The organism is Paenibacillus sp. WLX2291 (assembly GCF_046603665.1).
GTDB lineage: Bacteria > Bacillota > Bacilli > Paenibacillales > Paenibacillaceae > Saccharibacillus.
This window is the reverse complement of sequence record NZ_CP176755.1, coordinates 4,730,469-4,754,857: the sequence shown is the minus strand read 5'-3', so window position 1 is coordinate 4,754,857 and position 24,389 is coordinate 4,730,469. Positions and strand designations below refer to the sequence as shown.

At 49.4% G+C, this 24,389-nt stretch carries 18 protein-coding genes and 1 riboswitch; of the genes, 14 read left to right on the top strand and 4 right to left on the bottom strand.

Annotated elements, in window-relative coordinates; all coding sequences use genetic code 11:
* Positions 1 to 234: 234 nt before the first annotated feature.
* The 5 genes from ACDE64_RS20355 to ACDE64_RS20335 all read left to right on the top strand — a co-directional run bounded on the left by ACDE64_RS20355 (position 235) and on the right by ACDE64_RS20335 (position 8,061).
* Entirely contained in the window at positions 235 to 2,388 is a 2,154-nt protein-coding gene (locus tag ACDE64_RS20355) for a DNA topoisomerase III (protein WP_411348075.1), read from the top strand.
* A 225-nt stretch (positions 2,389 to 2,613) separates the two neighbouring features.
* Entirely contained in the window at positions 2,614 to 3,600 is a 987-nt protein-coding gene (locus ACDE64_RS20350) for a LacI family DNA-binding transcriptional regulator (protein ID WP_411348074.1), read from the top strand.
* Between the two features lie 357 nt (positions 3,601 to 3,957).
* Positions 3,958 to 5,457, top strand: coding sequence for a glycoside hydrolase family 32 protein (locus ACDE64_RS20345; protein WP_411348073.1), 1,500 nt, complete (start codon positions 3,958 to 3,960; stop codon positions 5,455 to 5,457).
* An 81-nt stretch (positions 5,458 to 5,538) separates the two neighbouring features.
* Positions 5,539 to 6,951: a sucrose-specific PTS transporter subunit IIBC gene (locus ACDE64_RS20340; RefSeq protein WP_411348072.1), complete on the top strand. Its 1,413-nt coding sequence runs from the start codon at positions 5,539 to 5,541 to the stop codon at positions 6,949 to 6,951.
* Positions 6,952 to 7,248: 297 nt separating this feature from the next.
* A complete protein-coding gene (locus ACDE64_RS20335; RefSeq protein ID WP_411348071.1) occupies positions 7,249 to 8,061 on the top strand; it encodes a MurR/RpiR family transcriptional regulator in 813 nt (270 codons plus the stop codon).
* Positions 8,062 to 8,219: 158 nt separating this feature from the next.
* Here ACDE64_RS20335 and ACDE64_RS20330 read toward each other — a convergent pair whose 3' ends face one another.
* Positions 8,220 to 9,224 carry a Gfo/Idh/MocA family protein gene (locus ACDE64_RS20330; RefSeq protein ID WP_411350354.1) on the bottom strand — a complete coding sequence of 335 codons (1,005 nt, stop codon included), beginning with the start codon at positions 9,222 to 9,224 and terminating at the stop codon, positions 8,220 to 8,222.
* 184 nt (positions 9,225 to 9,408) lie between these two features.
* On the bottom strand, positions 9,409 to 10,434 hold the full coding sequence (locus ACDE64_RS20325) for a Gfo/Idh/MocA family oxidoreductase (RefSeq protein ID WP_411348070.1): 1,026 nt from the start codon (positions 10,432 to 10,434) through the stop codon (positions 9,409 to 9,411).
* Between the two features lie 229 nt (positions 10,435 to 10,663).
* Between ACDE64_RS20325 and ACDE64_RS20320 the strand changes: the two genes are divergently transcribed.
* Complete coding sequence (locus tag ACDE64_RS20320; RefSeq protein ID WP_411348069.1) at positions 10,664 to 12,259, top strand: maltose/glucose-specific PTS transporter subunit IIC; 1,596 nt, start codon at positions 10,664 to 10,666, stop codon at positions 12,257 to 12,259.
* Between the two features lie 7 nt (positions 12,260 to 12,266).
* Entirely contained in the window at positions 12,267 to 12,983 is a 717-nt protein-coding gene (locus ACDE64_RS20315) for an N-acetylmannosamine-6-phosphate 2-epimerase (RefSeq protein WP_411348068.1), read from the top strand.
* 179 nt (positions 12,984 to 13,162) lie between these two features.
* On the opposite strand, the gene ACDE64_RS20310 is transcribed toward ACDE64_RS20315, so the two are convergent.
* Complete coding sequence (locus ACDE64_RS20310; RefSeq protein WP_411343888.1) at positions 13,163 to 13,972, bottom strand: MurR/RpiR family transcriptional regulator; 810 nt, start codon at positions 13,970 to 13,972, stop codon at positions 13,163 to 13,165.
* A gap of 175 nt (positions 13,973 to 14,147) precedes the next feature.
* On the opposite strand from ACDE64_RS20310, the gene ACDE64_RS20305 reads away from it, so the two are divergent.
* Together ACDE64_RS20305 and ACDE64_RS20300 are read left to right on the top strand one after the other, a co-directional pair.
* Positions 14,148 to 16,346 (top strand): alpha-galactosidase, encoded by a 2,199-nt coding sequence (locus tag ACDE64_RS20305; protein ID WP_411348067.1) that lies wholly within the window; start codon positions 14,148 to 14,150, stop codon positions 16,344 to 16,346.
* A 232-nt stretch (positions 16,347 to 16,578) separates the two neighbouring features.
* Positions 16,579 to 16,863 (top strand): DUF1294 domain-containing protein, encoded by a 285-nt coding sequence (locus ACDE64_RS20300; RefSeq protein ID WP_411343886.1) that lies wholly within the window; start codon positions 16,579 to 16,581, stop codon positions 16,861 to 16,863.
* Between the two features lie 163 nt (positions 16,864 to 17,026).
* Here the strand turns inward: ACDE64_RS20300 and ACDE64_RS20295 are convergent, their stop codons facing one another.
* The gene (locus tag ACDE64_RS20295) at positions 17,027 to 18,022 is read right to left on the bottom strand and encodes an AraC family transcriptional regulator (RefSeq protein WP_411348066.1); all 996 of its coding nucleotides are present in this window, start codon (positions 18,020 to 18,022) and stop codon (positions 17,027 to 17,029) included.
* Between the two features lie 319 nt (positions 18,023 to 18,341).
* Between ACDE64_RS20295 and ACDE64_RS20290 the strand changes: the two genes are divergently transcribed.
* From ACDE64_RS20290 to purB, 5 genes are all read left to right on the top strand, one after another.
* Positions 18,342 to 18,782, top strand: a complete 441-nt coding sequence (locus ACDE64_RS20290) for a universal stress protein (RefSeq protein ID WP_367064505.1) — start codon at positions 18,342 to 18,344, stop codon at positions 18,780 to 18,782.
* Between the two features lie 370 nt (positions 18,783 to 19,152).
* Complete coding sequence (locus tag ACDE64_RS20285; RefSeq protein ID WP_411348065.1) at positions 19,153 to 20,616, top strand: phosphopantetheine-binding protein; 1,464 nt, start codon at positions 19,153 to 19,155, stop codon at positions 20,614 to 20,616.
* Positions 20,617 to 20,980: 364 nt separating this feature from the next.
* A riboswitch (purine riboswitch) is annotated at positions 20,981 to 21,082 on the top strand.
* A gap of 305 nt (positions 21,083 to 21,387) precedes the next feature.
* Positions 21,388 to 21,888, top strand: coding sequence for a 5-(carboxyamino)imidazole ribonucleotide mutase (purE, locus tag ACDE64_RS20280; RefSeq protein WP_411346866.1), 501 nt, complete (start codon positions 21,388 to 21,390; stop codon positions 21,886 to 21,888).
* A complete protein-coding gene (gene purK / locus ACDE64_RS20275) occupies positions 21,885 to 23,063 on the top strand; it encodes a 5-(carboxyamino)imidazole ribonucleotide synthase (protein ID WP_411348064.1) in 1,179 nt (392 codons plus the stop codon). Before purE ends, purK begins: the two co-directional genes overlap by 4 nt.
* A gap of 4 nt (positions 23,064 to 23,067) precedes the next feature.
* Positions 23,068 to 24,363: an adenylosuccinate lyase gene (purB, locus tag ACDE64_RS20270; protein WP_411343882.1), complete on the top strand. Its 1,296-nt coding sequence runs from the start codon at positions 23,068 to 23,070 to the stop codon at positions 24,361 to 24,363.
* Positions 24,364 to 24,389: the final 26 nt, after the last annotated feature.

Genomic DNA, 24,389 nt, shown 5'->3' with positions numbered 1-24,389 from the left:
TTGTATTCACTTTTGTTTGGGGATATATAGCAGTTACTGGCAAAGTGACTTGTCCGTAATCTGCAATTTGGTTAGTAGTTATGTTACATTTAGTAGACGATGATAGTGATTGCACGTGATTCGATAGTAGATGTAGGGCATCCAATATTCGTGACACGTCATTCTATGGCGATTGCCGATTGTTCCATAGTGATCGAAGGTTATCTGTATCCAAGAAAGGAAGACATGACATACATGAAAAAGCTTGTACTAGCTGAAAAGCCGTCTGTTGCCAGAGAGATTGCCCGTGTAATGAACAGCACACAGAAGCAAAAAGGATATTTAGAAGGTCCGCAGTATATTGTGACCTGGGCGCTGGGGCATCTGGTTGGATTGGCAGAGCCGGAAGATTATGATCCAAAGTATCAAAAGTGGAATCTGGAAGATCTGCCTATTTTGCCGAATAAGATGCGGCTTAAAGTGCTGCGTGAAAGTGCGCAGCAATATAAAACGGTTCAACATCTGATGAAACGACAGGATGTAGGAGAACTGATCATTGCAACGGACGCGGCGCGCGAGGGGGAATTGCTGGCGCGCTGGATTATGCAAATGGCAGGCTGGAACAAGCCATTTCAACGGTTGTGGATATCGTCGCAGACGGATAAAGCGATTATAGATGGATTTAGTCGTTTGCGTCCGGGGCGGGAATTTGATCGTTTGTATGAATCGGCGCGTTGCCGGGCAGAAGCGGATTGGATGATTGGACTGAATATTACGCGTGCATTGACCTGCAAATTCGATGCTCAGTTGTCGGCGGGACGTGTGCAAACGCCTACTCTTGGTATGATTATGCAGCGCGAGCAAGACATTCGGAACTTTCGTTCACAGGATTATCAGACACTTCAGCTCGATTTGGATACATTTAAGATGCAGTGGCGCGGTGGCAATGGAGACGGGCGTATGTTTGAACCGGATACAGTCCAGCAATTGCAGCATAGTCTGGAAGGCAAACACTTGCGCATCACAGAAGTGAAAAAGAGCGAACGACAGGAGCCTCATCCACTTGCTTATGATCTGACTGAGCTGCAACGGGATGCGAACCGTCGCTTGGGCTTTTCCGCCAAGCATACGTCCAATGTATTGCAAAAGCTGTATGAGCAGCACAAGCTGGTAACGTATCCGCGAACCGACTCACGTTATCTATCATCCGACATGACGGATACGCTGCAAGAGCGATTATCCAGTGTAGCGGTTGGTCCATATGCAGCCTTGGCGCGTCCGCTGCTGCGTGGCAAGCTTCCTATTACGCGTCGTATTGTGGATGATAGCAAGGTGAGTGATCATCATGCGATTATTCCGACGGAACAGACGTTACTACTGAACAGTCTGACGGCAGACGAACGCAAGCTGTATGATCTGATTGCGAAGCGGTTTATTAGCCTCTTTTACCCGTCGGCTCGTTATGACACGGTGCAAATGATTGGCGAAGCGGCTGGGCAGACATTTCATGCAAGAGGGGTAACGGTCAAGGATAGCGGATGGCGAGTTGTGTATGGCGATCAGTGGGAAGAAGATGACGAGGATGAAGCAAATGAAACTGCATCTGGAAATGAGCATACGAATCAGCAGAATACGCAAACATTGCCGGAATTGAAGCAGGGCGATAGGCTGATGATTCGTCGTACACTCGTGCAGCAAGGTCGTACGTTACCACCGAAGCGCTACACTGAGGCGGCGCTACTATCCCGGATGGAAAAGCATGGGCTGGGCACACCGGCTACACGGGCGGACATTATCGAAAAGCTCATTTCATCCGATACGATTGAGCGTCAAGGGAATCATCTGCATCCAACCGGTAAAGGCACGCAATTGATCGAACTGGTATCGCCGGAGTTACGGACGCCGGAACTGACGGCTCGCTGGGAACAGGAGTTGGAGAAGATTGCGCGTGGACAGGGCAAGCCGGGTTCATTTTTGCAGGGGATTCGTGAGATGGCTGGGTCACTCGTTCAAGGTGTGCAAACGAGTGAAGTAGAGTACAAGCCGCACAATGTGTCGCATAGTCATTGTCCAGATTGCGGAACACGGATGCTGGAGAAAAAGGGGAAACGCGGTACGTTTCTCGTATGTCCGGCAGATGATTGTGGATACCGACGTTCCAACGAAAAGCAGCTATCGAACCGTCGTTGTCCACAATGCCATAAAAAGATGGAGATGAAGGATGGCAAAGCGGGCAAATACGTGCAATGTCTTGGTTGCGGGATCACCGAAAAGTTGAACGCTGATGGAGGCAAACGTCCGCCGAACAAACGAGAGCAGCAGAAGCTGGTGAAGCAATTTGAGCAGAAGGAAGAATTTGGTTCGAGTCTGGGCGATTTGCTCAAAGCGGCACTGGAAAATAAAAAGTAATTATACGAACCTGTATTGCGAAGATGGCAGGGATTGGGCAGGTTGAAGTCGTATATATACATGTACAAACATGCTGCGGTTTGCAACAACGAGAAGCTGGGCGATCCGTAATATCAGAATCATCATACCGTCGTCGCAGCCCCATTGTTGCCGACTTCATCCCCTATATGATTATTGCATGTAAACGGGACGCTCTATCAGGAGCGTCCTTATTTGGAGGCACAGATGAGTAAGACCATTTCAGATATTGCCATGATAGCCGGTGTGGCCAAAAGTACTGTTTCCCGTTATTTGAACGGCGGATCGGTCAGTGCAGCCACCCGGAACAAAATTGAACAAGTCATCAAGGAAACCGGCTATGTGCCTAATACATTTGCGCAAAGTCTGAAAGCCAAAACGGCGAACATTATCGGTACGATTGTACCGCGTCTGGATTCATTTGCAACGTCGCATACGCTGATGGGCATTGATGATCAGCTACGCAAGCAAGGATGCCGAATGCTGATCACCAATACAAGTCAGGATATGAATCGGGAGATTGAAGCGATCTATGAACTGGCACGTCAGAAGATTTCTGGTATTATTTTGTTGGCTGCGCGCATTACAGATGAACATCTGGAAGCGATTGAGTCGAGTAACATACCCGTGCTGCTCGTCGGTCAACAGCATGAGCATATTCATAGTTTGATCCATAACGATTATGAAGCGGGCTATCAGCTGGGCAGGTATGTGCTTCATCAGGGACACCGCCGAATCGCGTATCTCGGTGTAACGGAGCAGGATATCGCTGTTGGCGTGAAGCGCAAGCAGGGGTTTGCCAGCGCAGTGGCAGAGATAGATGGTTGTCAGGTACAGTATTACGAAACGAGCTTTCGGATGTCGGATGCGCGTCAGGATGCACTGGAATTGTTAAAACAAGGATTGGATGCGTCGATTATTGTGTGTGCGACTGACAATATTGCACTTGGTGTTATGAAGGCGGCATATGAGCATGGGGTTGCTGTACCAGAGCAGCTGTCGGTAACTGGATTCGGTGGTTATGATGTGACCGAAGTCGTGCACCCGGCGCTAACAACAATTCGTTATCCGTATCAGGAAGCTGGTAAAATCGCGGCTCAAGATATTGTACGACTCGTTCATCGTCAGCATGTACAGATGGTAACGGTTATGGATTATGAATTATTAGAGCGAGAAAGCGTTGACAAATGCTGATCAAAGAATTTATAATAACTTTGGAATCGGTTCCACGGAATGCGATTTGGATAAAGAAGAGTAGTATGTTCGTTGATAGAGGAATAGACGAGGTGTCTTTTCTGATATAGCGAATTGCAATGTAGATGTACATCAGGTAATAACTGAATAGATTCTGCAAACATTTTGTGTACATGGTTTGCAGTAAATGATAGCTGACTTCCGCGAGGGAATCAGTTGTTATTTACACTAATTTGGAACCGGTTCCTTTTTAGATTTGCTTGAGCTAGAATGGAGACAAACTAGCGGTGAGTGAAGAGGGGACATTTATTTTTAATAAAAATGGAACCGGTTCCGTAGATGATGGAGAAGCAGCTTATGAAAATGACGAACGAACAGAAGTACCGTCTGCTGGAGCAGGTGGAGCCGCAGGAGCTGGAACAGTTGCGTGAATTGGTATCGCAATGTCACTGGCGAGAGCGCTATCATATTCAGCCTAGTATCGGGCTGCTCAATGATCCGAATGGATTTGCTTATTATGACGGGCAGTATCATTTGTTTTATCAGTGGTTTCCCTTGGGAACCGATCATGGGATGAAGTATTGGTATCATCTGAAATCGAACGATCTGGTCAATTGGGAAGATTGCGGAATCGGGCTGAAGCCGGGCGATTGGTTTGACTCGCATGGTGCGTATTCTGGCAGCGGGCTAGAGCATGATGGCAAGCTGTATCTGATGTATACGGGGAATACGCGGGATGAGCAATGGCAGCGACATCCGTATCAATGTCTGGCGGTGATGAATGCTGCTGATGAGGTGAGCAAGCTGGAGCAGCCGGTCATCGGCGGTGTACCGGAAGGCTATACAGATCATTATCGTGATCCGAAAATGTGGAAGGACGGCAATACCTTTTACTGTGTAATCGGGGCGCAGCGTCAGGAGCTTACAGGTACAGCGGTTATTTATTCTTCTCCTGATCTGCGTAACTGGAACTGGGTAGGTGAGTTGCAAACGGAATTGCCGTCCTTTGGCTACATGTGGGAATGCCCGGATTATTTTGAGCAAAATGGGCAGGCGGTATTGCTGTTCTGTCCGCAGGGGATAGAGCCTGACGGAGAGCGGTACCGCAATATTTATCAATCTGGCTATATGGTCGGTAAGCCACTGGCACTGCCGGATCTGCATTTTGAACATGGAGCGTTTCGTGAGCTGGATCACGGGTTTGACTTCTATGCACCGCAGACAGCAGAAGGACCGAATGGTCGCCGCGTGCTAGTAGGCTGGATGGGTCTGCCGGATATTGATTATCCGACGGACGATCAGGGGTGGGCGCATGCGCTGACATTGCCACGCGAATTGGAATTGCGAAGCGATGGGATATTGCTGCAACGTCCGGTGCCTGAACTAGCGCTGCGACGAGGACAGCGATATGATCTGCGCGATGTGTTGACGGCAGATGCAGGCAGTAGACAGTATGGCGGATTTGCCGGTACAGCGTATGAGCTGTTATGTACGTTTGGTTACTTGGATGCAGTGGAGCAGCAAGCGGTATTCCGATTGGAGCTGCGTGCAAGTGAGCATGAACGAACGGTACTGCTGTATGATGCCGCATCTCGAACGCTAACGTTGGATCGAACTGAATCGGGACAGCCGCTGGCGGAAACTTACGGAACGACGCGCTCGGTCATACTGGAGCAACAACTGCATCAGCTGCACATCTTCGTGGATGTATCGTCGATTGAGGTGTTTGTGAATGACGGGGAAGCGGTGCTGACGAGTCGTATTTTCCCGCAGCCGGACAGTGAGGATATTGTATTTTCAGTACAGGCTGGACAGGTGGAGCTGTATGCTGAAAAATGGGAGTATCCGGCTGAATAATTTTGCTATCAAATCCATATGCTTTACATTGTGAAATCATCCCCGTCACTGGCGGGGATGCAGATGAGAGGATGAACAAGAATGGCGCAAAATCATGAAATCGCCCAAGACGTACTGGAAGCAGTCGGAGGAAAAGACAATATCTCGTCATTTGCCCATTGTGCAACACGCTTGCGCATTATGGTCAACGATAAGGAAAAGATCGACCAGAAGAAGGTCGAAAACATAGATAAAGTAAAAGGTGCCTTTTTCAATTCTGGACAGTATCAGATTATTTTCGGTACAGGTACGGTCAATCAGATTTATGAGGAAATGGAAAAGATGGGGATGGACGGCTCCAGTAAGGAAGAAGTGAAAAGTCAGGCGAAGCAGCAGGGCGGCGCATTCCAACGGGCGATTCGTACGTTTGGCGATGTGTTTGTACCGATCATTCCGGTGCTGGTGGCAACGGGTCTGTTTATGGGTCTGCGTGGACTGTTAACGCAGCCAGAGATTCTGGCGCTGTTCGGGATGACCAAGGATCATATCTCACCGAACTTCCTGTTGTACACGCAGGTACTGACGGATACGGCGTTTGCTTTCTTGCCTGCATTGGTAGCATGGTCGGCGTTCCGCGTCTTCGGCGGCAGTCCGGTACTCGGTATTATTCTCGGTCTGATGCTCGTCAACCCGGCATTGCCCAATGCGTATTCGGTTGCTGACGGTTCTGCGGAAGCGCTCCGATTCTTTGGCTTCATTCCTGTAGTTGGGTATCAAGGTTCGGTAATTCCGGCATTCGTTGTTGGTCTGCTCGGCGCGAAGCTGGAACGTTTTCTACGTAAGCGTATTCCTGAATCACTTGATCTGATTTTGACGCCGTTTCTGACGTTGCTCATTATGATTACGCTCGGTCTGTTCGCGATTGGTCCTGTGTTCCACTCGCTTGAAGAAGTGGTGCTGAATGTCACAACTGCTGTACTGAATCTGCCGTATGGTATCGCAGGTATTGTGATCGGTGGATTGCACCAGATTGTCGTTGTAACCGGGGTGCATCATATTTTCAATCTGTTGGAAATTCAACTGCTGGAACGTACCGGTGTGAATCCGTTTAATGCGATTATTACGTGTGCGATGGCAGCACAAGCAGCTGCTTGTCTCGCTGTCGGTCTGAAAACGAAAGATACGAAGCTGAAAGCGCTGGCACTGCCTTCCTCGTTCTCCGCATTCCTTGGCATTACCGAGCCAGCGATCTTCGGTGTGAATCTGCGCTATATGAAGCCGTTTATTATGGGGTTGATTGGCGGCGCAGGTGGTGGTTTCCTCGCTTCGCTGTTCCATCTTGCTGGAACCGGTATGGCGATCACTGTTCTGCCGGGTACGCTGCTCTATCTGAATTCGGAGCTGCCGCTGTACATTTTGTGCAATGTGGTCGCGATGGCGATTGCCTTTACACTGACATGGCTGTTCGGTTTCAGCGATAAGATGTTGAATGATATGAAAATTGCTGATAAATAGAGCGTTAAGCGCAAAATAGTAACTCGTAAGCACTCCATTGCAAGTGTTTTATCAAAACAGCTCTGTGAACGTGCTAAACGAAAAGTACATTCTCTGTACACATTCACTCATAGCTAAGAAGAAAGCAGACAGGCACTAGGAAATGGTGTCTGTCTGCTTTTTTGTGCTGTTTTTTGCTATAGTAACAATAGAGAACATACGATGGTCATCCGTACAGAGATGGTCATAGATACAGAAGAGGATTAAAGCAAGGAATGACAGATTCTATTCCGCTTGTATCCGGCAGGAGCGAACATCATGACGTTATGGAAAACGATGAAATATACGCAAAATTTAACCGCGCAGGAGCGGCATGTGGTGGACTATATTTTGCAGCAGCCGCAGGCGGTGTTTGAACAGAATGCGCAGCAGCTGGCACGATTGACGCTGACGAGTGCGTCAACGATTGTCCGATTGTGTAAAAAGCTAGGGTTGAACGGCTATCCTGATTTTCAATTGAAGCTGGCATTGGAGTTGTCGCCAGAGCAACGTCAGCATGGTGTAGCAGAAACGATGCAGACGATGGGAGTGGAAGGGCATTTACAGACCATTTCCAGCGTGTATGATGAGGCACTCATAGAGACGCGGCGCATGTGTATTCCGGCGGTCATGCAAAAGGTAATGGACTGGATCAAGGAAGCGCGGCGGATTGATATTTATGGCAGTGATAGCAATTATTATACAGCAGAGCTAGCGTGCGCACGCTGGAATGAGATTGGTGTAACAGCGATTGCGCAAAATAATGCCAATCATCATTATTTGTCCAGCCCGCATATCGACCCGTCGACGCTATCGTTTATCATTTCCCATACAGGTCGCAATCGCAGCATGCTCGATATTGCCCGTACGCTGAAAAGTAACGGTCGCCGCATCGTGGCACTGACGGTGGATGGCTCGCCGCTGGCGGAGTTGAGCGATTATACGCTATACACCTATGCCCAGCGCCCAGGGACATTGGGGAAAATGTATTCAATGATGTCAGCACAGTATTTGTTTGATGTGTTGTATGCGGGGACGATGCCGGAAGATGTGGAACTAGCAGCCGACAGGAGCGATGACGAGACGTTGTGACTTTTATGAGGATGGACAGGGCATGGCAGAGAAATATTGTATGGATATGCTACATACAAGCTTATGTCGCTGACGATTCCGGTGTTTTGGTAAGATTGAATAGGAAAAGGATGATCGCCTGGAGCGGGATCATCCTTTTTTGCTATACATAGGAATACTTAGTTGCTGCTTGCTGTTGCTTGTGCTGAATCGGCTGCAAATACAATCCCGGCATCCTGACGTGCACGATCGAGTGTTTGCATAACGGTATAGCTATAGTCGAGCAGCTGGTAGCATTGCTCATAATCATCATTTTGGAACATATCGACAAAATCGACTAGCTCGTAATAGAGCGGATTGTCGGTCGTTTGCACATTGTACTGCTCGTTGGTATCACCGATATGCAGATGCACATTACGACAGCCGTTGGCGCCATTTTCTACATGGATATAGCCTTGCTCGCCCTGAATGAGCACGAAGTTCATACCGCGTGTATCCTTGCAGCCGACAGCTGATGCGGTAAAACCGTCGTATTGCATAACTAGCGCTCCAGACGTATCAATGCCGTTCTCATGCTTGTTGGCAGTATAGCTAAGCTGCTGCGGCGTACCGAACAGATTGAGGATAAAATGCACATTGTACAGGTTGATATCCATCAACGCGCCACCGGAAAATTGAGGGTTGAACACATTCGGTGTCTCGCCAGCGAGCAACTGATCATACTTGCGTGAATACTGACTATAATTGCACTGGATCATGCGAATAGATCCGAGACGATGCACATTATCCTTGATCCAGCGATAATTGGGCAAATGGATATTGGTGATCGCTTCGAACAGGAACAGATGCTTTTCCTTGGCGAGCTGGATCAGTTGCTGCAATTCGTGTGCATTAGACGTAAACGGCTTCTCACAAATGACGTGCTTGCCGTGTTGCAGCGCCAGACGTGCATATTCAAAATGCAGGCTATTGGGCGAAGCGATGTATACCCAATCTAGTTGTGAACTGGACACGATCTCATCCAGATTGGTATAGATGTGCGGAATCTCGTATTTGTCCGCCAGTGGACGAGCGGTCGTTTCTTTGCGTGAAAATACAGCGGTACAGGTAGCATGATTCACTTGCGATAATGCAGACAGAAATGCTTCGACGATACTTCCGGTGCCGATGACACCGATCTTCATAGTGGATGGATTCGTGGTCATACTATAATCTCCTTTTGAAAATGAATGATTGAGATGAATGGATACTGCGATATGTGCAATGGATGAACAGATAGGTCGAAATGGTAGCTATGCAATGATGGTAAATGCCTGTTGTCACTTGGTAGAAACGAAAAGGGAATCAGCTGTTTACAAATTATAACGCTTATCGTGCAGGAACATGCTGCTTGGCTGCCTCAACGCCTTGTTCCAATATGCGCAGCACCGCGATCACTTCTTCATCCTGAACCGGCTTGGCTTCACCGTGTACAATGGCGCGGTACAGCTGTTCATATAGCAAACTATAGTCGGTGATTTCGGATGGAACGAGCTGCTCTTGCGGCTGTCCCTGCTCGTCGATCCACGCTAGCTTGCCCCAGTTATGCTCTGGTTCTTGCTCCAATTGCACCACTGTACGTCCCGGCTGCTTGCTGCTCTGGGATTGGTGCCCGCTGCTATATTTGATAAAGCTACCGCGGTCGCCATGCACGATAAATTTGGGATAATCCAGCCGGGCAGTCAAGCTGCATTTGACAGTTGCCTTGAAATTGCCGTAATGAAAATCGATATCGATATAATCGTCCGATTCGCCGGGAAAACGAGCGCTGCGCACATCGTAATGAATATGCTCTGGCTGTCCGAACAAGGAATACAACTGGTCGATCGTATGCACAGCCAATCCGTGCAGCATCATGAAACCGGGCTGAATGCGATCTGGCATAAAATAATGATAATGCGATTGCAGCTCTACCAATTGTCCGAGTTTGCCGCTCTCCAGTACTTGTTTCAGAGTGAGAAAATCGCCGTCAAACCGTCGATTCTGATTCGCCATCGCTATCAAGCCACGCTGCTTGGCGAGATCGAAGATCTGCTGTGCTTCCTGAGGTGTAGCTGCGAAGGGCTTTTCCACGAGTACATGCTTGCCGTGCTCTAGCGCCAATCGTGCATACTCCACATGGCTGTCCATATACGTGCAGACGACGATCAGCTGAATATCGGGATCGTGCAGCACATCATTCAGATGAGTTGTAAATTGCAATTCTGGGTAGTCCAATTCACGCTCGGTATCGCCGATCCGGTCTTCCTCGCGGCGAAATATGCGCTTCACGTTTACATGCTGGCTATGCGCCAGATAAGGTAGATGATAGTTCACAACACTATTGCCAAAGCCGATAAAAGCGGCGGTAAGCATGATCAGTTCCTCCCGTGATGTCAGATTACGATTATCATAGCACTGGGATCGGCAAGGCAACAGAGATTGGCGCCTGATTGGTGAGCAGTTGCACAATGAAACGAACAAGGGAGCAAAACCTGAAATTGAATTTTAAAAAAAGAACATACGAATACATAACATATCCATTGACGAAAATGGTTTTCTTAATATATATTTACAAGAAAATATTTTCAGGTGGTGGGCACAGATGAAAACGTTTTTCGAAAAGGCACAGCGGTTTGGCAAGTCGTTCATGTTACCGATTGCTGTATTGCCAGCAGCTGGTTTGCTGCTGGGGATCGGTGGAGCATTATCCAATCCGAACACGGTTAGCACCTATCCGTTGTTACAGATTGAATGGCTACAGCAAATTTTCAAAGTGATGAGTAGTGCGGGCAGTATCGCGTTTGACAATCTGGCGTTGATCTTTGCAATCGGGGTAGCGGTCGGTCTGGCACGGTCGGATAAAGGTACTGCCGGTCTGGCAGCAGCACTTGCGTATCTCGTGATGAACGCTTCGATCAATGCGATGCTGATCAATGCGGGCAAATTAGCAGAGGACAATGCGGCAGCAGCCGGACAAGGCATGATTCTCGGTATCCAATCGCTGCAAACGGGTGTACTTGGCGGCATCATTATCGGTCTGGTGACAGCGGCGCTGCACAACCGGTATAACAAAATTGAGCTGCCGCAGTTTCTCGGCTTTTTCGGCGGATCGCGCTTCATTCCCATCATCTCGTCGTTTGCAGCGATCTTCGTCGGTTTATTGCTGTTTCTGATCTGGCCGACGATTCAGCTCGGCATTACGAAGCTGGGCGGTATCGTCGATGCAACCGGGTATGTGGGCACGCTATTTTACGGATTTTTCCTACGTATGCTGGGGCCGCTGGGATTGCATCATATTTTTTATCTGCCATTCTGGCAAACAGGGCTTGGCGGAACGTTGGAAGTATCTGGTAAGATATATGAAGGAACACAAAATATTTTCTTCGCTCAGCTTGGCGATCCAACTACGCAAAAGTTTTTTATCGGTACATCGCGTTTTATGTCTGGTCGTTTTATTACGATGATGTTCGGTCTGCTCGGTGCGGCGCTGGCAATCTATCACACCGCACGTCCCGAACGGAAAAAGGTAGTCGGTGGTCTGATGCTCTCGGCGGCGCTGACTTCCTTCCTCACAGGAATTACCGAGCCGCTGGAATTCTCATTCCTGTTCGTAGCACCAGTGCTGTATGTTATTCATGCGGCGTTTGACGGTCTGGCGTTTATGCTGGCGCATATGTTCCAGATTACGATTGGACAGACGTTCTCTGGCGGACTGATCGACTTTATCCTGTTTGGTATTTTGCAGGGGGAAGCCAAAACGAATTGGATCTATGTGCCGATCATTGGCGCCGTCTGGTTCTGCCTGTACTATTTCACCTTCCGTTTCCTGATCGTAAAATTCAACTTCAAAACGCCGGGGCGCGAAGATGACAATGCAGTACTGGCAGACGGAGCAGCCGCAAGCGATGGCAATGAAACGCAACCTGGTGTTGCTGCATCATCAGGAGCGGCTGCACCAGCAATGCGCTCGGTCACGATCCTTAATGCGCTTGGCGGTGTCACTAACATCAAAGACCTCGATTGTTGTGCGACCCGTCTGCGGGTATCGGTATACGATCCGGGGCAGGTGAACAAAGAAGCGTTCCCGGCAACTGGTGCGAAGGGCGTGCTGATTAACGGCAACGGCGTGCAGGTCATTTACGGCCCGCAGGTGAGTGTCATCAAAAACGAAATCGAAGAATATATGGAAAGTGAGTGATTGACGTATGGAGCTGGATTCCCTGGGCTTACAACACAGACTGATCGTATCTTGTCAGGCGCTTCCGGACGAACCATTGCACAGTTCATTTATTATGGGAAGAATGGCGCTTGCTGCCAAGCAGGGAGGCGCCGCTGGCATCCGCGCCAATTCAGCGGAAGATATTATCGAGATTCGCCAGCAGGTGGATTTGCCGGTGATCGGCATTGTAAAACGGAATTATGGCGATCATCCGGTATTTATTACGCCAACGATGAAGGAAATTGGCGAGCTGGCAGCGACCGGCTGCGAGATCGTCGCTCTGGATGCGACGCAGCGTCCACGCCCGGATGGGATGAAGCTAGATGAACTGGTGCGCCAGATTCGGCTTCAGTATCCGCAGTTGCTGCTGATGGCGGATGTATCGACGGTAGAGGAAGGATTGGCTGCTGAGCAGTTGGGATTTGATCTGATCTCGGCGACATTGGTCGGATATACGGAGCATACGCAGGGGCAGAAGGTGTACGAGCATGATTTTGCCATTTTAAAAGAGATGCTACGGCAGATTAAAACGCCGTTTGTGGCAGAGGGGAATATTCTGACACCGGAGATGGCGGCACGCTGTCTGGAGCTGGGTGTGTATACGGTGGTGGTCGGCGGCGCGATTACACGTCCGCAGCAGATCACGGAGCGGTTTATTGATCAGATGAATCGTATTCAGTCAGCATCGGTGGTAAGGGAGTAGTAGGCAAGTATTATGCTACCTTGTGCAATAGATAGACAAGTGCGTCATGTGAGATAAGTATCTGAATGTGTGATTTGAAATATGTGATGCGAATAGCAAAAAAAGAGCTGACCCCTTTGCCGGGAGTTAGCTCTTTTTGCTTCGTATTTGTGTCAGCGTACTACTTGTGACATTGCAGTTTATTCCTTCTCCATCCGGTACAGCGCATCCAGCGTCTGCTGCCGAGCGTTTTGCATCGTTTCGTCTTCCAACAGCAGCATAGAGATCATATCCAGTACATAAATAATCGCCAGCTGGCTGTTCACAAACTGCACATCGCCTACCCGCTGCAATCCCGGTGTGAACAAACACAGATCAATCGTCTCGGTAAACGGGGTATGGTCGAAGTTGGTAATACCGATCGTATACGCACCTTGCTGCCGAGCGGTTCGCAGCCCAAAGGTTACTTCATCGGTATGACCGGAGTTGGACAGCCCGATCACTACATCCTGTTCATCCATCAATGCGGCGTTCATGCGCATCATATGCGAATCGCTAATCGCATCAATCGTAATATTCATGCGCATCAGTCGGTATTTAAATTCCAGTGCCGACAGGCTGGAGCTGCCGACGCCGTAAACGTATACGCGGCGTGCCTGTTTGATCCGGTCGACGACTTGCTGTACGAGTTCCGGCTGAATCATTTCAGCAGTGGCGTTGATGATTTCGTTATAAATGTGCTGCGTCTGGGCAAAGACGTTCATCTCGTCGCGTGGCTGTGCTGCCTCGCGATTGAGGTTGATTTTGAAATCGACAAAGTTGGCAAAGCCGATCTTGCGGCAAAAGCGGGTGATCGTCGACATCGACGCGTGGGTGAGCGCTGACAGGTCGCGGATATTGATATTCTGGATCGAGTGCTTGTTGCGCATGACGTAATCGGCAATTTCCTTCTCCTTGGCGGACAGCTGCCGGTATTGCAACTGAAGTTCGTCGAGCACGCTGAGGGCCATTCTGTTTCCTCCTTAGATGGGTTCCGGTAATGGATATTTATCCATTATACCGATACAAATGAACGCAAGGATACATGAAATGAATGGATCATGCCATTTTTTTTGCTGAAATATCTATTACAATTGAAATGTAAGCGTTATAGTCTGATTTTATAGCATGCAGGAGGAACCACTTATGCCTATTTTGTATAACGAACAACAGCAAACCTTTCATCTACAAACAAACACAACAAGTTATGTCATTCAACTGATTCATAATCTGCATCCGGCTCATCTGTACTGGGGTCCGCGTCTGCGTCAGCCTTCTATCGGCAGTCTGTTGCACCGGATTGAGCGCTGCTCATTCAGCCCCAATTATCATAGCGAAGATCGTACGTTTTCATTTGACACCTTGCCGCAGGAGTTTCCGGGGTATGGACGCGGGGATTATCGGGAACCTGCCTTTGAGATTGCGTTGGACAATGGTTCAACGTTAAGTGATTTGCATTATGCTGGGCATAAGATTTATGCTGGCAAACCGCGATTGGATGGACTGCCTGCGACGTATGTCGAGCAGGATAGCGAAGCGGATACGCTGGAATTAACACTCAAGGACGAGCTGACTGGGCTGGAAGCGGTGTTGTCGTATACCGTTTTCCATGAATTCAATGCCATCACACGTTCGGCGCGCATCGTGAATAACGGCAAGCAGACGGTATCGATAGAGCGAGCGCTGAGCAGCAGTGTGGACTTTGGCAATGCGGACTTTGAATTGCTGCATCTGTCGGGTGCATGGGTGCGTGAGCGGCATATGCATTACCGTAAGCTGGCACCAGGCTTGCAGCGGGTGGAGAGCAAGCGCGGGTCGAGCAGTCATCAGCATAATCCATTTATTGCACTGCTGGAAAATGGAGCGAACGAGCAGCATGGCAATGTGTACGGCATGAGTCTTGTGTACAGCGGCAATTTTATCGCACAGGCGGAAGTGGAGCAGTTTGGCACAACACGGATGCAGATCGGGATGTCACCGTTTGATTTTGATTGGCAATTGGAGCCGGGCAATACGTTCCAGACGCCGGAAGCGGTGCTGGTGCATTCGGACGCCGGACTGGGCGGCATGTCGCGCACGTATCACAGACTGTATCGTACACGCCTCAGCCGCGGTGAACATCGGGACAAGGTGCGTCCGATTCTGATCAACAACTGGGAAGCGACGTACTTTGCATTTGATGCGCCGAAGATCAAGCAGATTGCGGCAGCAGGCAAGGAGCTTGGCATCGAGCTGTTCGTACTGGATGATGGTTGGTTCGGGCATCGGGATAATGATCGTTCCTCGCTGGGGGACTGGGTAGAGGATCGTCGCAAGTTGCCGGAAGGTTTAGGTCAGCTAGCACAGGATATTGTAGATACAGGTATGCAATTTGGATTGTGGTTTGAGCCGGAAATGGTATCGCCGGACAGCGATCTGTATCGCGCACATCCAGACTGGTGTCTGCATGTGCCGGATCGCAGCCGCACGATGGGACGCGAACAGCTCATCCTCGATTTGTCGCGCCGCGATGTGTGCGATTATATCGTGGATTCGATTAGCAGCGTATTGTCCTCAGCACCGATTACGTATGTAAAATGGGATATGAACCGCAATATGTCGGAGATCGGTTCGGCGTTGTTGCCAGCAGAACGTCAGCGTGAGACGGCGCATCGCTACATGCTCGGATTGTACGATGTACTGGAACGCATCACGTCTGCTTTCCCGCATGTATTGTTTGAAAGTTGCTCCGGCGGTGGCGGTCGCTTTGATCCGGGGATGCTGTATTATATGCCGCAAACGTGGACAAGTGACGATACCGATGCAGTAGAGCGTTTGAAAATCCAGTACGGCACCAGTGTCGTCTATCCTGCAAGTGCGATGGGTTCGCACGTATCAGCAGTGCCGAATCATCAGGTGGGACGGATTACATCGTTTGCCACGCGCGGGCATGTTGCGATGTCGGGAAACTTTGGCTATGAGCTGGATTTGACTAAGCTGACCGACGAAGAGAAGCAGGAAGTGCGTGAGCAGGTATCACAGTACAAGCAGCTGCGTGAGCTGATTCAGTTTGGTGACTTTTACCGATTGCTCAGTCCGTTTGACGGCAACCATACGGCGTGGATGTTCGTATCGGCGGATCGCAGTGAGGCGTTTGCTGGTTACTTCCAAGTGTTGAGTGTGCCGAATCCGCCCTTGCGTCGTCTGAAGCTGACTGGCTTGGAGCCTGAGATTCGCTACCGGATGAGCATTAACGGGGTAGCTGAGGAGCTGTACTATGGCGATGAGCTGATGCATCACGGGATTGTCATTCAGGAGCAATACGGCGACTTCCAGAGTACATTGTTCTCGTTCCGAGCGGAGTAACGAATCGTTCCGGTCTGGTCGTCATTCGGCGTTTGTTCTGTTTTCGCAGAGCGGGTATACTGTTCATAGTCCGCTTGGTGTATCGCAGTCTATTGCAGTTGTTGTATGTATCGCTAGATGGTGTCGCTGTGCGATTGTTTCCCAGCGGCATGGTGAAGCGATACTATACAAGAAACGGCAACGTTGCCCAAGTGGAACGACGAACATGCTGAACAGGTAAGGAGCTATACTGATGATAGAGCCAATCTTCTGGGGCTGGCTGCTCGTAATCAATGTGATTGCGTACAGCGTCATGGCTGTAGACAAAAGCCGTGCCGCCCGCCGCCGTACCCGTGAACGTATTCCCGAAAAGACATTGTTTACACTCGCTGCAATCGGCGGCGCGGCAGGGGCATGGTTCGCCATGTACACCCGCCGTCATAAAACCAAGCATACATCCTTTCGATTGGGTATTCCTGCACTGCTGGTGCTGAATATACTAGTATACGGCTATGTATGGTATCGCTGGTTGATGTAAATCGTTGTTGTACGTACCCAAAGAGCCGATTCGGCGTCATGATGAGATGACATCGAATCGGCTCTTTGGGCTGTGTATCAAGCTTGTATTTCCTACATTTGTCGAAAATATCTATGCCATTGTATATCTACATCTATATCATCCAACAGTATTAATGATCGGTTTACATGCGTGCCTGCTCACGATAATGACTTGGTGTAGACGTGAACATCTCCTTGAACTTTTTATGGAAAAAGGAAGCGCTGGAATATCCAACTTCCTCGGCAATGGAAGGAATCGGCATATCCGAATGCGTCAGATACAGTGCGGCTTTGTTCAATCGTTCAATCTGCAACAGATCCATAAATGAACGCCCGGTTTCCTTTTTCAAAAAGGCAGAAATGTAATTCGGATGATACCCGAAATGCTCCGCCATCTCGACCAGACTGCATTCGCGATGATGCTGCTCAATATAATGGAGAAAATCCAACACTAGCGCATCCTTTGGCTGCAATTGCATACTGCGCTGACGCCCGGTGCCGCTATAGCGTAGCAACTCCGTAAATAGTGCAAAACAATACGAGTCGATCAGATCGGCAGAACAGAAGTCACGCTCAAAGTATTCGCACAGAATACGCTCCATCGTCTCGCGAATATTGGACTCTGGATGAAACGGGAAATGCAGATAGCTATTGGCACGGCGATTGTCGATTAGCGAATGAATAAGAAACTGCGAAGTTGTATTTTTGTTAGCAAACCGGTTCAAAAAGCCGGAGGACAAATAATCCTGCTTCAGCTTGATGTCCATCACAATATCCTCATCGGAGATGTCCCGGATAGCATGCGGTGTCTGCTTGTCAATCAGCAGTAGATCGCCTTCGTTCAATACCAGATCGCTATGGTGTTGCAGCGCAATCCGGCATTGCCCACGGTATACATAGATAAGCTTAATATAATGATGCATATGAAGCGGCATAAAAGAACCTGGTATATGCTGGGCAATTACGATGCTGTCCTGAATCGGCGTATTCATCGTATCCAGATTCCAATCAAACCAATACACCTGTTGTCCCTTGATCGTTGTATGCTCCGGCTCATACCGGAGAAGCAGCTCGTTCCAATCAAGCGCAGGGCGCGTGTTGTGTTCAAGCAGAAAGTGATGAAGCTGGTTGCGGTTCATGGCAATCCTCCCTGTAGCGGAATCATCTGGGGACGACAAAGCGTCCAGCCGATCAGGCTCCGTTGTAAATGTAGGGCTTATTATACAACCGCTGTATGAAGAAAAAATGAATAGAAAGTTAAGCAGAGCATAATGTTGGAATCACGCAGATGAACACTAGAAAATGGTGGATTCGTTTCATCCTGAAAGCGTTTCGGGTAATATAACAGTAGGAAGAAACGTAGTCACCAGATGTCCCACTACATAAAGTATATTGCTTCGTTGCGGGGCAGAGTGGCAGGAACGATAACGGCAATAGCCGAGAGAGAGGGGAACACACATGTTATTTTCCAATATTCTGCTTGCTTATGATGGTTCGAAGGCATCCAACAAAGCGCTGAGTCGCGCGGTGGAGCTGGCGCGCGCCAATCCTGAGGCACATATCGACGCTATTCATGTGTTTGATTTCCCACGCTATTTTATGGGCGAGGGGATCGTACCAGTGCCAACGACATCCAATGAGGAATTGTACGAGATGGCGATGCAAACGGCAAAAGAAGCGAAGCGCCGTCTGGAGGAATCTGGCATCACGAACAAGTTCGATGTGGAGATGATTCAAGGTTCGGCGGCACAGAGCGTATTGGAATTCGCCGAAAATCACAATTCTGATGTGATCATCATTGGTAGTCGTGGTCTGGGCAGTATTCGTGAATTTGTACTCGGTAGTGTCAGCCACAACGTCGTGCAGAACGCGCGTATTCCGGTGCTGATTGTCAAATAAGTTCCGCCTGCTCCCGTGGGGATTGCTGACGGTTTATCCTGAATATGGCGGCGCTGTAAAAGCTGGTATTTTTCCTAGGAAGAATACTGGCTTTTTTGCATATTCGTCACACCTATGTACTATTTATTTTGCCCTCACTTGCCGATAAAATAACATGACATGCTGTACGATGACATCTTGGAGAAGAAAAATAAATATTCGAAAACATCCTATGAACCCTGTCGCAGCAGTGGAATGGGCTTCATTTTATTATCCAATATTTGGTTCTAAAATGAATACAGATGTTATTCCGTTTGCGTGAACGGTTTAATCATACAATAAGAGCATGAGACAAAAGACAACCATGGAGAATCGGAGAGGAGCAGTCCTGATGGAAATACTGCTGCATGTATCGGACAAGATGATCGGCAAAATTGATTTGTTGATGGAACGGGTGCCCTATCTGGCGGAAGAAATCACCGCAGTAGATTATGATATACAGTCCAGCATCATTCGGGTAATACTGGATCACGAAGACTCGTCAAAGCGGCAAGAGCTGGAGCTGCATTATAATGAGCTGTGTGCCAGCTTGGCGCAGACGCGCGTAATTGGCAAGACTGTCGTTCGCAATAATCTGAATGACGATACCGTAGAGCATCACGCCGAACCGGTTCCGTCACTGCCTGCTGCTCCTTATCTGGACGAAACGGATATTGTGCTGCTAGAGCAACTGGATCGTGCCTTTATCGACATCGCGCGTCGTCATGGAGCGGAGCTACGTGAATATCCGTCTACCTTTGGCAAAAGCAATATGGTGCGCAATCAGTATCATATCAATTTCCCGCAAAATATTATTGGTACGGCAACCGTGCCGCATAACTATAAACATATCAACGAATTCCGCCAACAAGCGCTCAGTCATTCGCATCATCAATCGCTGGTGCCAACGGGCGAGATTTTGCAGCCGTGCATTTGTTATCACTGTTATGAGGAGCATCAGGGCAGCCGTAGCAGTCAACGTCGAGTATTGACCGCCAAAGGGCGCTGTTTCCGCAATGAGATCTCTTGGCGTAAAGATGCGTTTCGTCGTACTGAGTTTACGATGCGCGAGATTGTCTTTGTCGGCGATCAGCAGTGGGTAGCAGAGACGCGCGACAACATCATGCACGATGTGTGGGCATTATTCGACCGAATCGGTCTGCATGGCAAAATCGAAACCGCGACTGACCCGTTCTTTTTCAGTCAGGATGTGAAGACGAAGGGGACGTATCAGATGGTCAGTAACGCCAAGTACGAGCTGGCTGCGGTGCGTACAACCGGACAGGAAAGCTCGATTGCTTCGTTTAACTATTGCGAAGATGTACTGTGCGGCAAGTATGACATTGCGGATGAGCAGGGAGAGCAGCTGTACTCCGGTTGTGTTGCCTTTGGCACGGATCGCTGGAAAGAAGCGTTTCTGGATCGTCATGGTCGCGATCGTTCGCTTTGGCCTTCGTTTGATGAGCAGACTGGTGTAGCTGTGCAGAAAGGGCAAAGCCAGAGCGCTACGCCGGTGCAACAATCTGTATTGAAGCATGATGCGGAGCAGACGGTTGTAGACATCTTGAACGAAATCTTCGAAGGCAAGTTAGAAGTAGGACGCGAAGATGATCTGAACAAAGCAGGACTGGATTCCATTACTACGATTGATCTGATCGTTGGGCTGGAGAATAAGCTCGACATTCAGATTCGCGATCAGGATCTGACGGTTGCCAATCTGACTTCGATTCGCAGCATTACGGATATGCTGAATACGGGCTACGGCATGGCACCTGTCGAAGAAAAGCAAGGCGTCGCCTCTGGGCAGATCAAATAGGTTTGTTCATCTGAAAAATGTATTTATGCAAGTAGCGCATCCGGCGAACGGGTCGGTGTTCAAAGCCCAATAGCGCTAGATGAAATATTGTACGATTCAATGCAAAGCCGCAAGGTATCCTCCATATCTCCATATACAGTGAAAATGTATCATTCTATACGACGCATGGTTGCTTTTTGTCTGCTATACAGGCAAAAGGCGTAACTATGCGTCTTTTTTGTGTTTTTAATCGTTGGTGGGCATCTATCTTGGATACAAACTGTCCAAAATACGAACAATGAAAAATGTGAAGAATGTAACGTTCGCCTTTTAAGTTGACATACCGTGTAGCGGATTGGTACACTGTGTAATGAAGCTTATGAATAACGTGAATTGTGATTGTGCTCGTATAACGCCGGGGATATGGCCCGGAAGTATCTACCCGAAGACCTTAAATTTTCGGACTACGAGAGCGAAGGATGACCATGGGAAGCCGAATGTTTGGCTATTGCTGTGGATTGCTTGTGCTGCTGCGCCCTTGCCGCTTTGTTATGTGACGAAGACGGTGGGATGCAGACGTACGGCTGGTCATCTGTCATGCGCTCTGTAGTCCGGAAATCCTGAAAATCAATTGATTTTCGCCTGGGTTTGCGGATTTTTTATTGCCTAAAAGCGTTTGTGTATGTCTCGCAATTACTTTGGGCAGGCTAACATTGCGCAAACAGGCGGATGATATGCTGAATAGAGTCATACCCTGCAAGATTCATTCTTTTACAGAAAGTAGGTTATATGATGACGGTACAGATCGCTGTTGTAATGGGGAGCAAGTCAGATTGGGAAACGATGCAGCATGCTTGTCAGGTGTTGGATGAACTGCATATTTCTTATGAAAAGCAGGTTGTATCCGCGCATCGTACGCCGGATCTGATGTTCCGGTTTGCTGAAGAAGCACAAGATCGCGGCATCAAGGTCATTATCGCTGGAGCGGGCGGTGCGGCGCATTTACCGGGCATGATCGCCTCCAAGACGCTGCTTCCCGTAATCGGCGTGCCAGTGAAATCGGCAGCGCTGAACGGGCTAGATTCGCTGCTGTCGATTGTACAGATGCCGGGTGGCATTCCGGTAGCAACGGTAGCGATTGGCAAAGCGGGCGCGACCAATGCCGGACTACTGGCAGCGCAGATTCTCGGTGCATTTGACCGCGGAGTGTTGGAGCGGGTCAATGAGCGACGTGAGCGCATCAAGCAGGAAGTGCTGGAATCGAGCGCCACGCTGGGCGAGGACAGCTTATGAGTACAGAAGCAGGCACACGGGACGGACGTTTGATTCCACCGGGATCGATGATCGGCATTCTCGGTGGAGGTCAACTGGGACGCATGATGGTATTGCAGGGCGCACCGCTTGGTTATCGCTTTGTGACACTTGATCCGGCGGACAATGCGCCATGCGGGCAAGTGAGCAAGCAGATTGTCGCGCATTATGACGACACCGAAGCAGCGAGTCGGTTAGCGGCAGTGGCGGACGTGATTACGTACGAATTTGAAAATGTTGATGCTGGCGTAGCGGTGCTGCTGGAAGAGCAGTCGTATGTGCCGCAGGGCAGCAAGCTGCTGTATACGACGCAACATCGTTTACGTGAAAAGCGGGCGATTGAAGCTGCTGGAGCGACAGTAGCACCGTATGCGCAGGTGAATAGTGCTGACGAAACACTGGAAGCGGTACGTCGCTTCGGCACACCGTGCGTGATGAAGACGGCGATGGGCGGATACGATGGCAAAGGGCAGTTCGTCATTCGCAGCGAGCAGCAGGCAGTGACCGCTTTTGCCGAATTGAGTCAGGCAGGCACGGAGCTGGTGGTGGAGCAATTCATCGACTTTCACTGCGAGTTGTCGGTCATTGCAGCACGCAGCTCCAACGGCGAAGTGCAGACCTTCCCAGTAGCGGAAAATATCCATGTGGACAACATCCTGCACCTGTCCATCGTACCAGCGCGAGTGCCGGACGAGGTACAAGAGAAGGCGCGTCAGATGGCGGTGAATATTGCACAATCGCTAGATGCAGTCGGACTGCTGGCGGTGGAGCTATTTTGCACGAAGAACGGTGAGCTGTACGTGAATGAGCTAGCGCCGCGCCCGCACAATTCCGGGCATTATACGATGGAAGCATGCGCGACGTCGCAGTTTGAACAGCATGTGCGCGCAATCTGCGGATTACCGCTAGGCAGCACGGAACTGCATACACCAGTCGTGATGGTGAACATTCTCGGCGAGCATGTGCCGGACGTCGTAGAACGTATGCTGGCAGCCGATGAGAATGCAGAACAGCTGAACGTGATCCCGAAGTACCATTTATATGGGAAAGAAGAAGCCAAGCACAAACGCAAGATGGGACATATCAATGTGCTGTGTCATAATAGGGAAGACGCTCTGAACTGGATAGAGCAAACCAACATATGGAGGAATAAATAAAACCATGATTGAACGTTACAGCAGACCGGAAATGCGCAATATTTGGAGTGAAGAGAACAAATTCAAAGCGTGGCTGGAAGTGGAGATTTGTGCCTGCGAAGCATGGGCAGATCTCGGTGTCATTCCACATGAGGATGTAGCCAAGCTGCGTGCCAATGCTACTTTTGATATGGATCGCATCTACGAAATCGAGCAGGAGACGCGTCATGATGTGATCGCCTTCACTCGCGCCGTATCCGAAAGTCTAGGCGAGGAACGCAAATGGGTGCATTACGGACTGACCTCGACCGACGTGGTTGATACCGCACTCGGCTACCTGTTGCGCCAGGCAAATGAAATTCTGGAACGCGATATTATCAATTTTATTGAAATTTTGAAGGACAAAGCGCTGGCGTACAAAAACACGCCGATGATGGGACGCACGCATGGTGTACACGCCGAGCCGACGACATTCGGTCTGAAAATGGCGCTGTGGCATGAGGAAATGAAGCGCAATCTGGAGCGTTTCCGCCATGCAGCAGACAATGTACAATACGGCAAAATGTCCGGTGCGGTTGGTACGTATGCCAATATCGATCCAGCAGTTGAAGAGTTTGTATGCCGCAAGCTGGGCACCAAACCGGCACCGATCTCCACGCAGACATTGCAGCGTGACCGTCACGCCGAATATATGGCGACACTGGCACTGGTTGCCACATCGCTGGACAAATTTGCTACCGAAGTGCGCGCTCTGCAAAAGAGTGAATTCCGCGAGGTAGAAGAAGCCTTTGCCAAAGGTCAAAAAGGCTCCTCTGCAATGCCGCACAAACGCAATCCAATCGGTTCGGAAAATATCTCCGGTCTGTCACGCGTCATTCGCGGTCATATGGTATCGGCTTATGAAAATGTCACCCTGTGGCATGAACGCGACATCTCGCACTCGTCCGTTGAGCGTATCATCTTGCCGGATGCAACGATGCTGCTGAACTACATGCTGAATCGGTTTGGCAATATCGTCAAAAACCTGACCGTGTTCCCGGAAAACATGCAGCGCAACATTCAACGTACGTATGGTGTACCATTCTCCGGTCGTGTGATGACCAAGCTGATCGACAAAGGACTGAGCCGTGAGCAAGCGTACGATACGGTACAGCCACGCGCGATGCAGGCATGGGAAGAACAACGCTCCTTCAAAGACATCATTGTGGAAACGCCAGCGATTACCGAGCTGCTGAGTGCGGACGAGATCGAAGACGCGTTTAATCCATCTTGGCATCTGAAGCACGTTGATACTATTTTCAAAAAGCTGGGCTTGGACTGAGCGACCACTACACAGGGGAAAGGGAA

Excerpts from the sequence above, each read along its gene's own strand:
- ACDE64_RS20355 (WP_411348075.1), top strand. The coding sequence starts at position 235 with ATGAAAAAGCTTGTACTAGCTGAAAAGCCGTCTGTTGCCAGAGAGATT.
- ACDE64_RS20350 (WP_411348074.1), top strand. The coding sequence starts at position 2,614 with ATGAGTAAGACCATTTCAGATATTGCCATGATAGCCGGTGTGGCCAAA.
- ACDE64_RS20345 (WP_411348073.1), top strand. The coding sequence starts at position 3,958 with ATGAAAATGACGAACGAACAGAAGTACCGTCTGCTGGAGCAGGTGGAG.
- ACDE64_RS20340 (WP_411348072.1), top strand. The coding sequence starts at position 5,539 with ATGGCGCAAAATCATGAAATCGCCCAAGACGTACTGGAAGCAGTCGGA.
- ACDE64_RS20335 (WP_411348071.1), top strand. The coding sequence starts at position 7,249 with ATGACGTTATGGAAAACGATGAAATATACGCAAAATTTAACCGCGCAG.
- ACDE64_RS20330 (WP_411350354.1), bottom strand. The coding sequence starts at position 9,224 with ATGAAGATCGGTGTCATCGGCACCGGAAGTATCGTCGAAGCATTTCTG.
- ACDE64_RS20325 (WP_411348070.1), bottom strand. The coding sequence starts at position 10,434 with ATGCTTACCGCCGCTTTTATCGGCTTTGGCAATAGTGTTGTGAACTAT.
- ACDE64_RS20320 (WP_411348069.1), top strand. The coding sequence starts at position 10,664 with ATGAAAACGTTTTTCGAAAAGGCACAGCGGTTTGGCAAGTCGTTCATG.
- ACDE64_RS20315 (WP_411348068.1), top strand. The coding sequence starts at position 12,267 with ATGGAGCTGGATTCCCTGGGCTTACAACACAGACTGATCGTATCTTGT.
- ACDE64_RS20310 (WP_411343888.1), bottom strand. The coding sequence starts at position 13,972 with ATGGCCCTCAGCGTGCTCGACGAACTTCAGTTGCAATACCGGCAGCTG.
- ACDE64_RS20305 (WP_411348067.1), top strand. The coding sequence starts at position 14,148 with ATGCCTATTTTGTATAACGAACAACAGCAAACCTTTCATCTACAAACA.
- ACDE64_RS20300 (WP_411343886.1), top strand. The coding sequence starts at position 16,579 with ATGATAGAGCCAATCTTCTGGGGCTGGCTGCTCGTAATCAATGTGATT.
- ACDE64_RS20295 (WP_411348066.1), bottom strand. The coding sequence starts at position 18,022 with ATGAACCGCAACCAGCTTCATCACTTTCTGCTTGAACACAACACGCGC.
- ACDE64_RS20290 (WP_367064505.1), top strand. The coding sequence starts at position 18,342 with ATGTTATTTTCCAATATTCTGCTTGCTTATGATGGTTCGAAGGCATCC.
- ACDE64_RS20285 (WP_411348065.1), top strand. The coding sequence starts at position 19,153 with ATGGAAATACTGCTGCATGTATCGGACAAGATGATCGGCAAAATTGAT.
- purE (WP_411346866.1), top strand. The coding sequence starts at position 21,388 with ATGACGGTACAGATCGCTGTTGTAATGGGGAGCAAGTCAGATTGGGAA.
- purK (WP_411348064.1), top strand. The coding sequence starts at position 21,885 with ATGAGTACAGAAGCAGGCACACGGGACGGACGTTTGATTCCACCGGGA.
- purB (WP_411343882.1), top strand. The coding sequence starts at position 23,068 with ATGATTGAACGTTACAGCAGACCGGAAATGCGCAATATTTGGAGTGAA.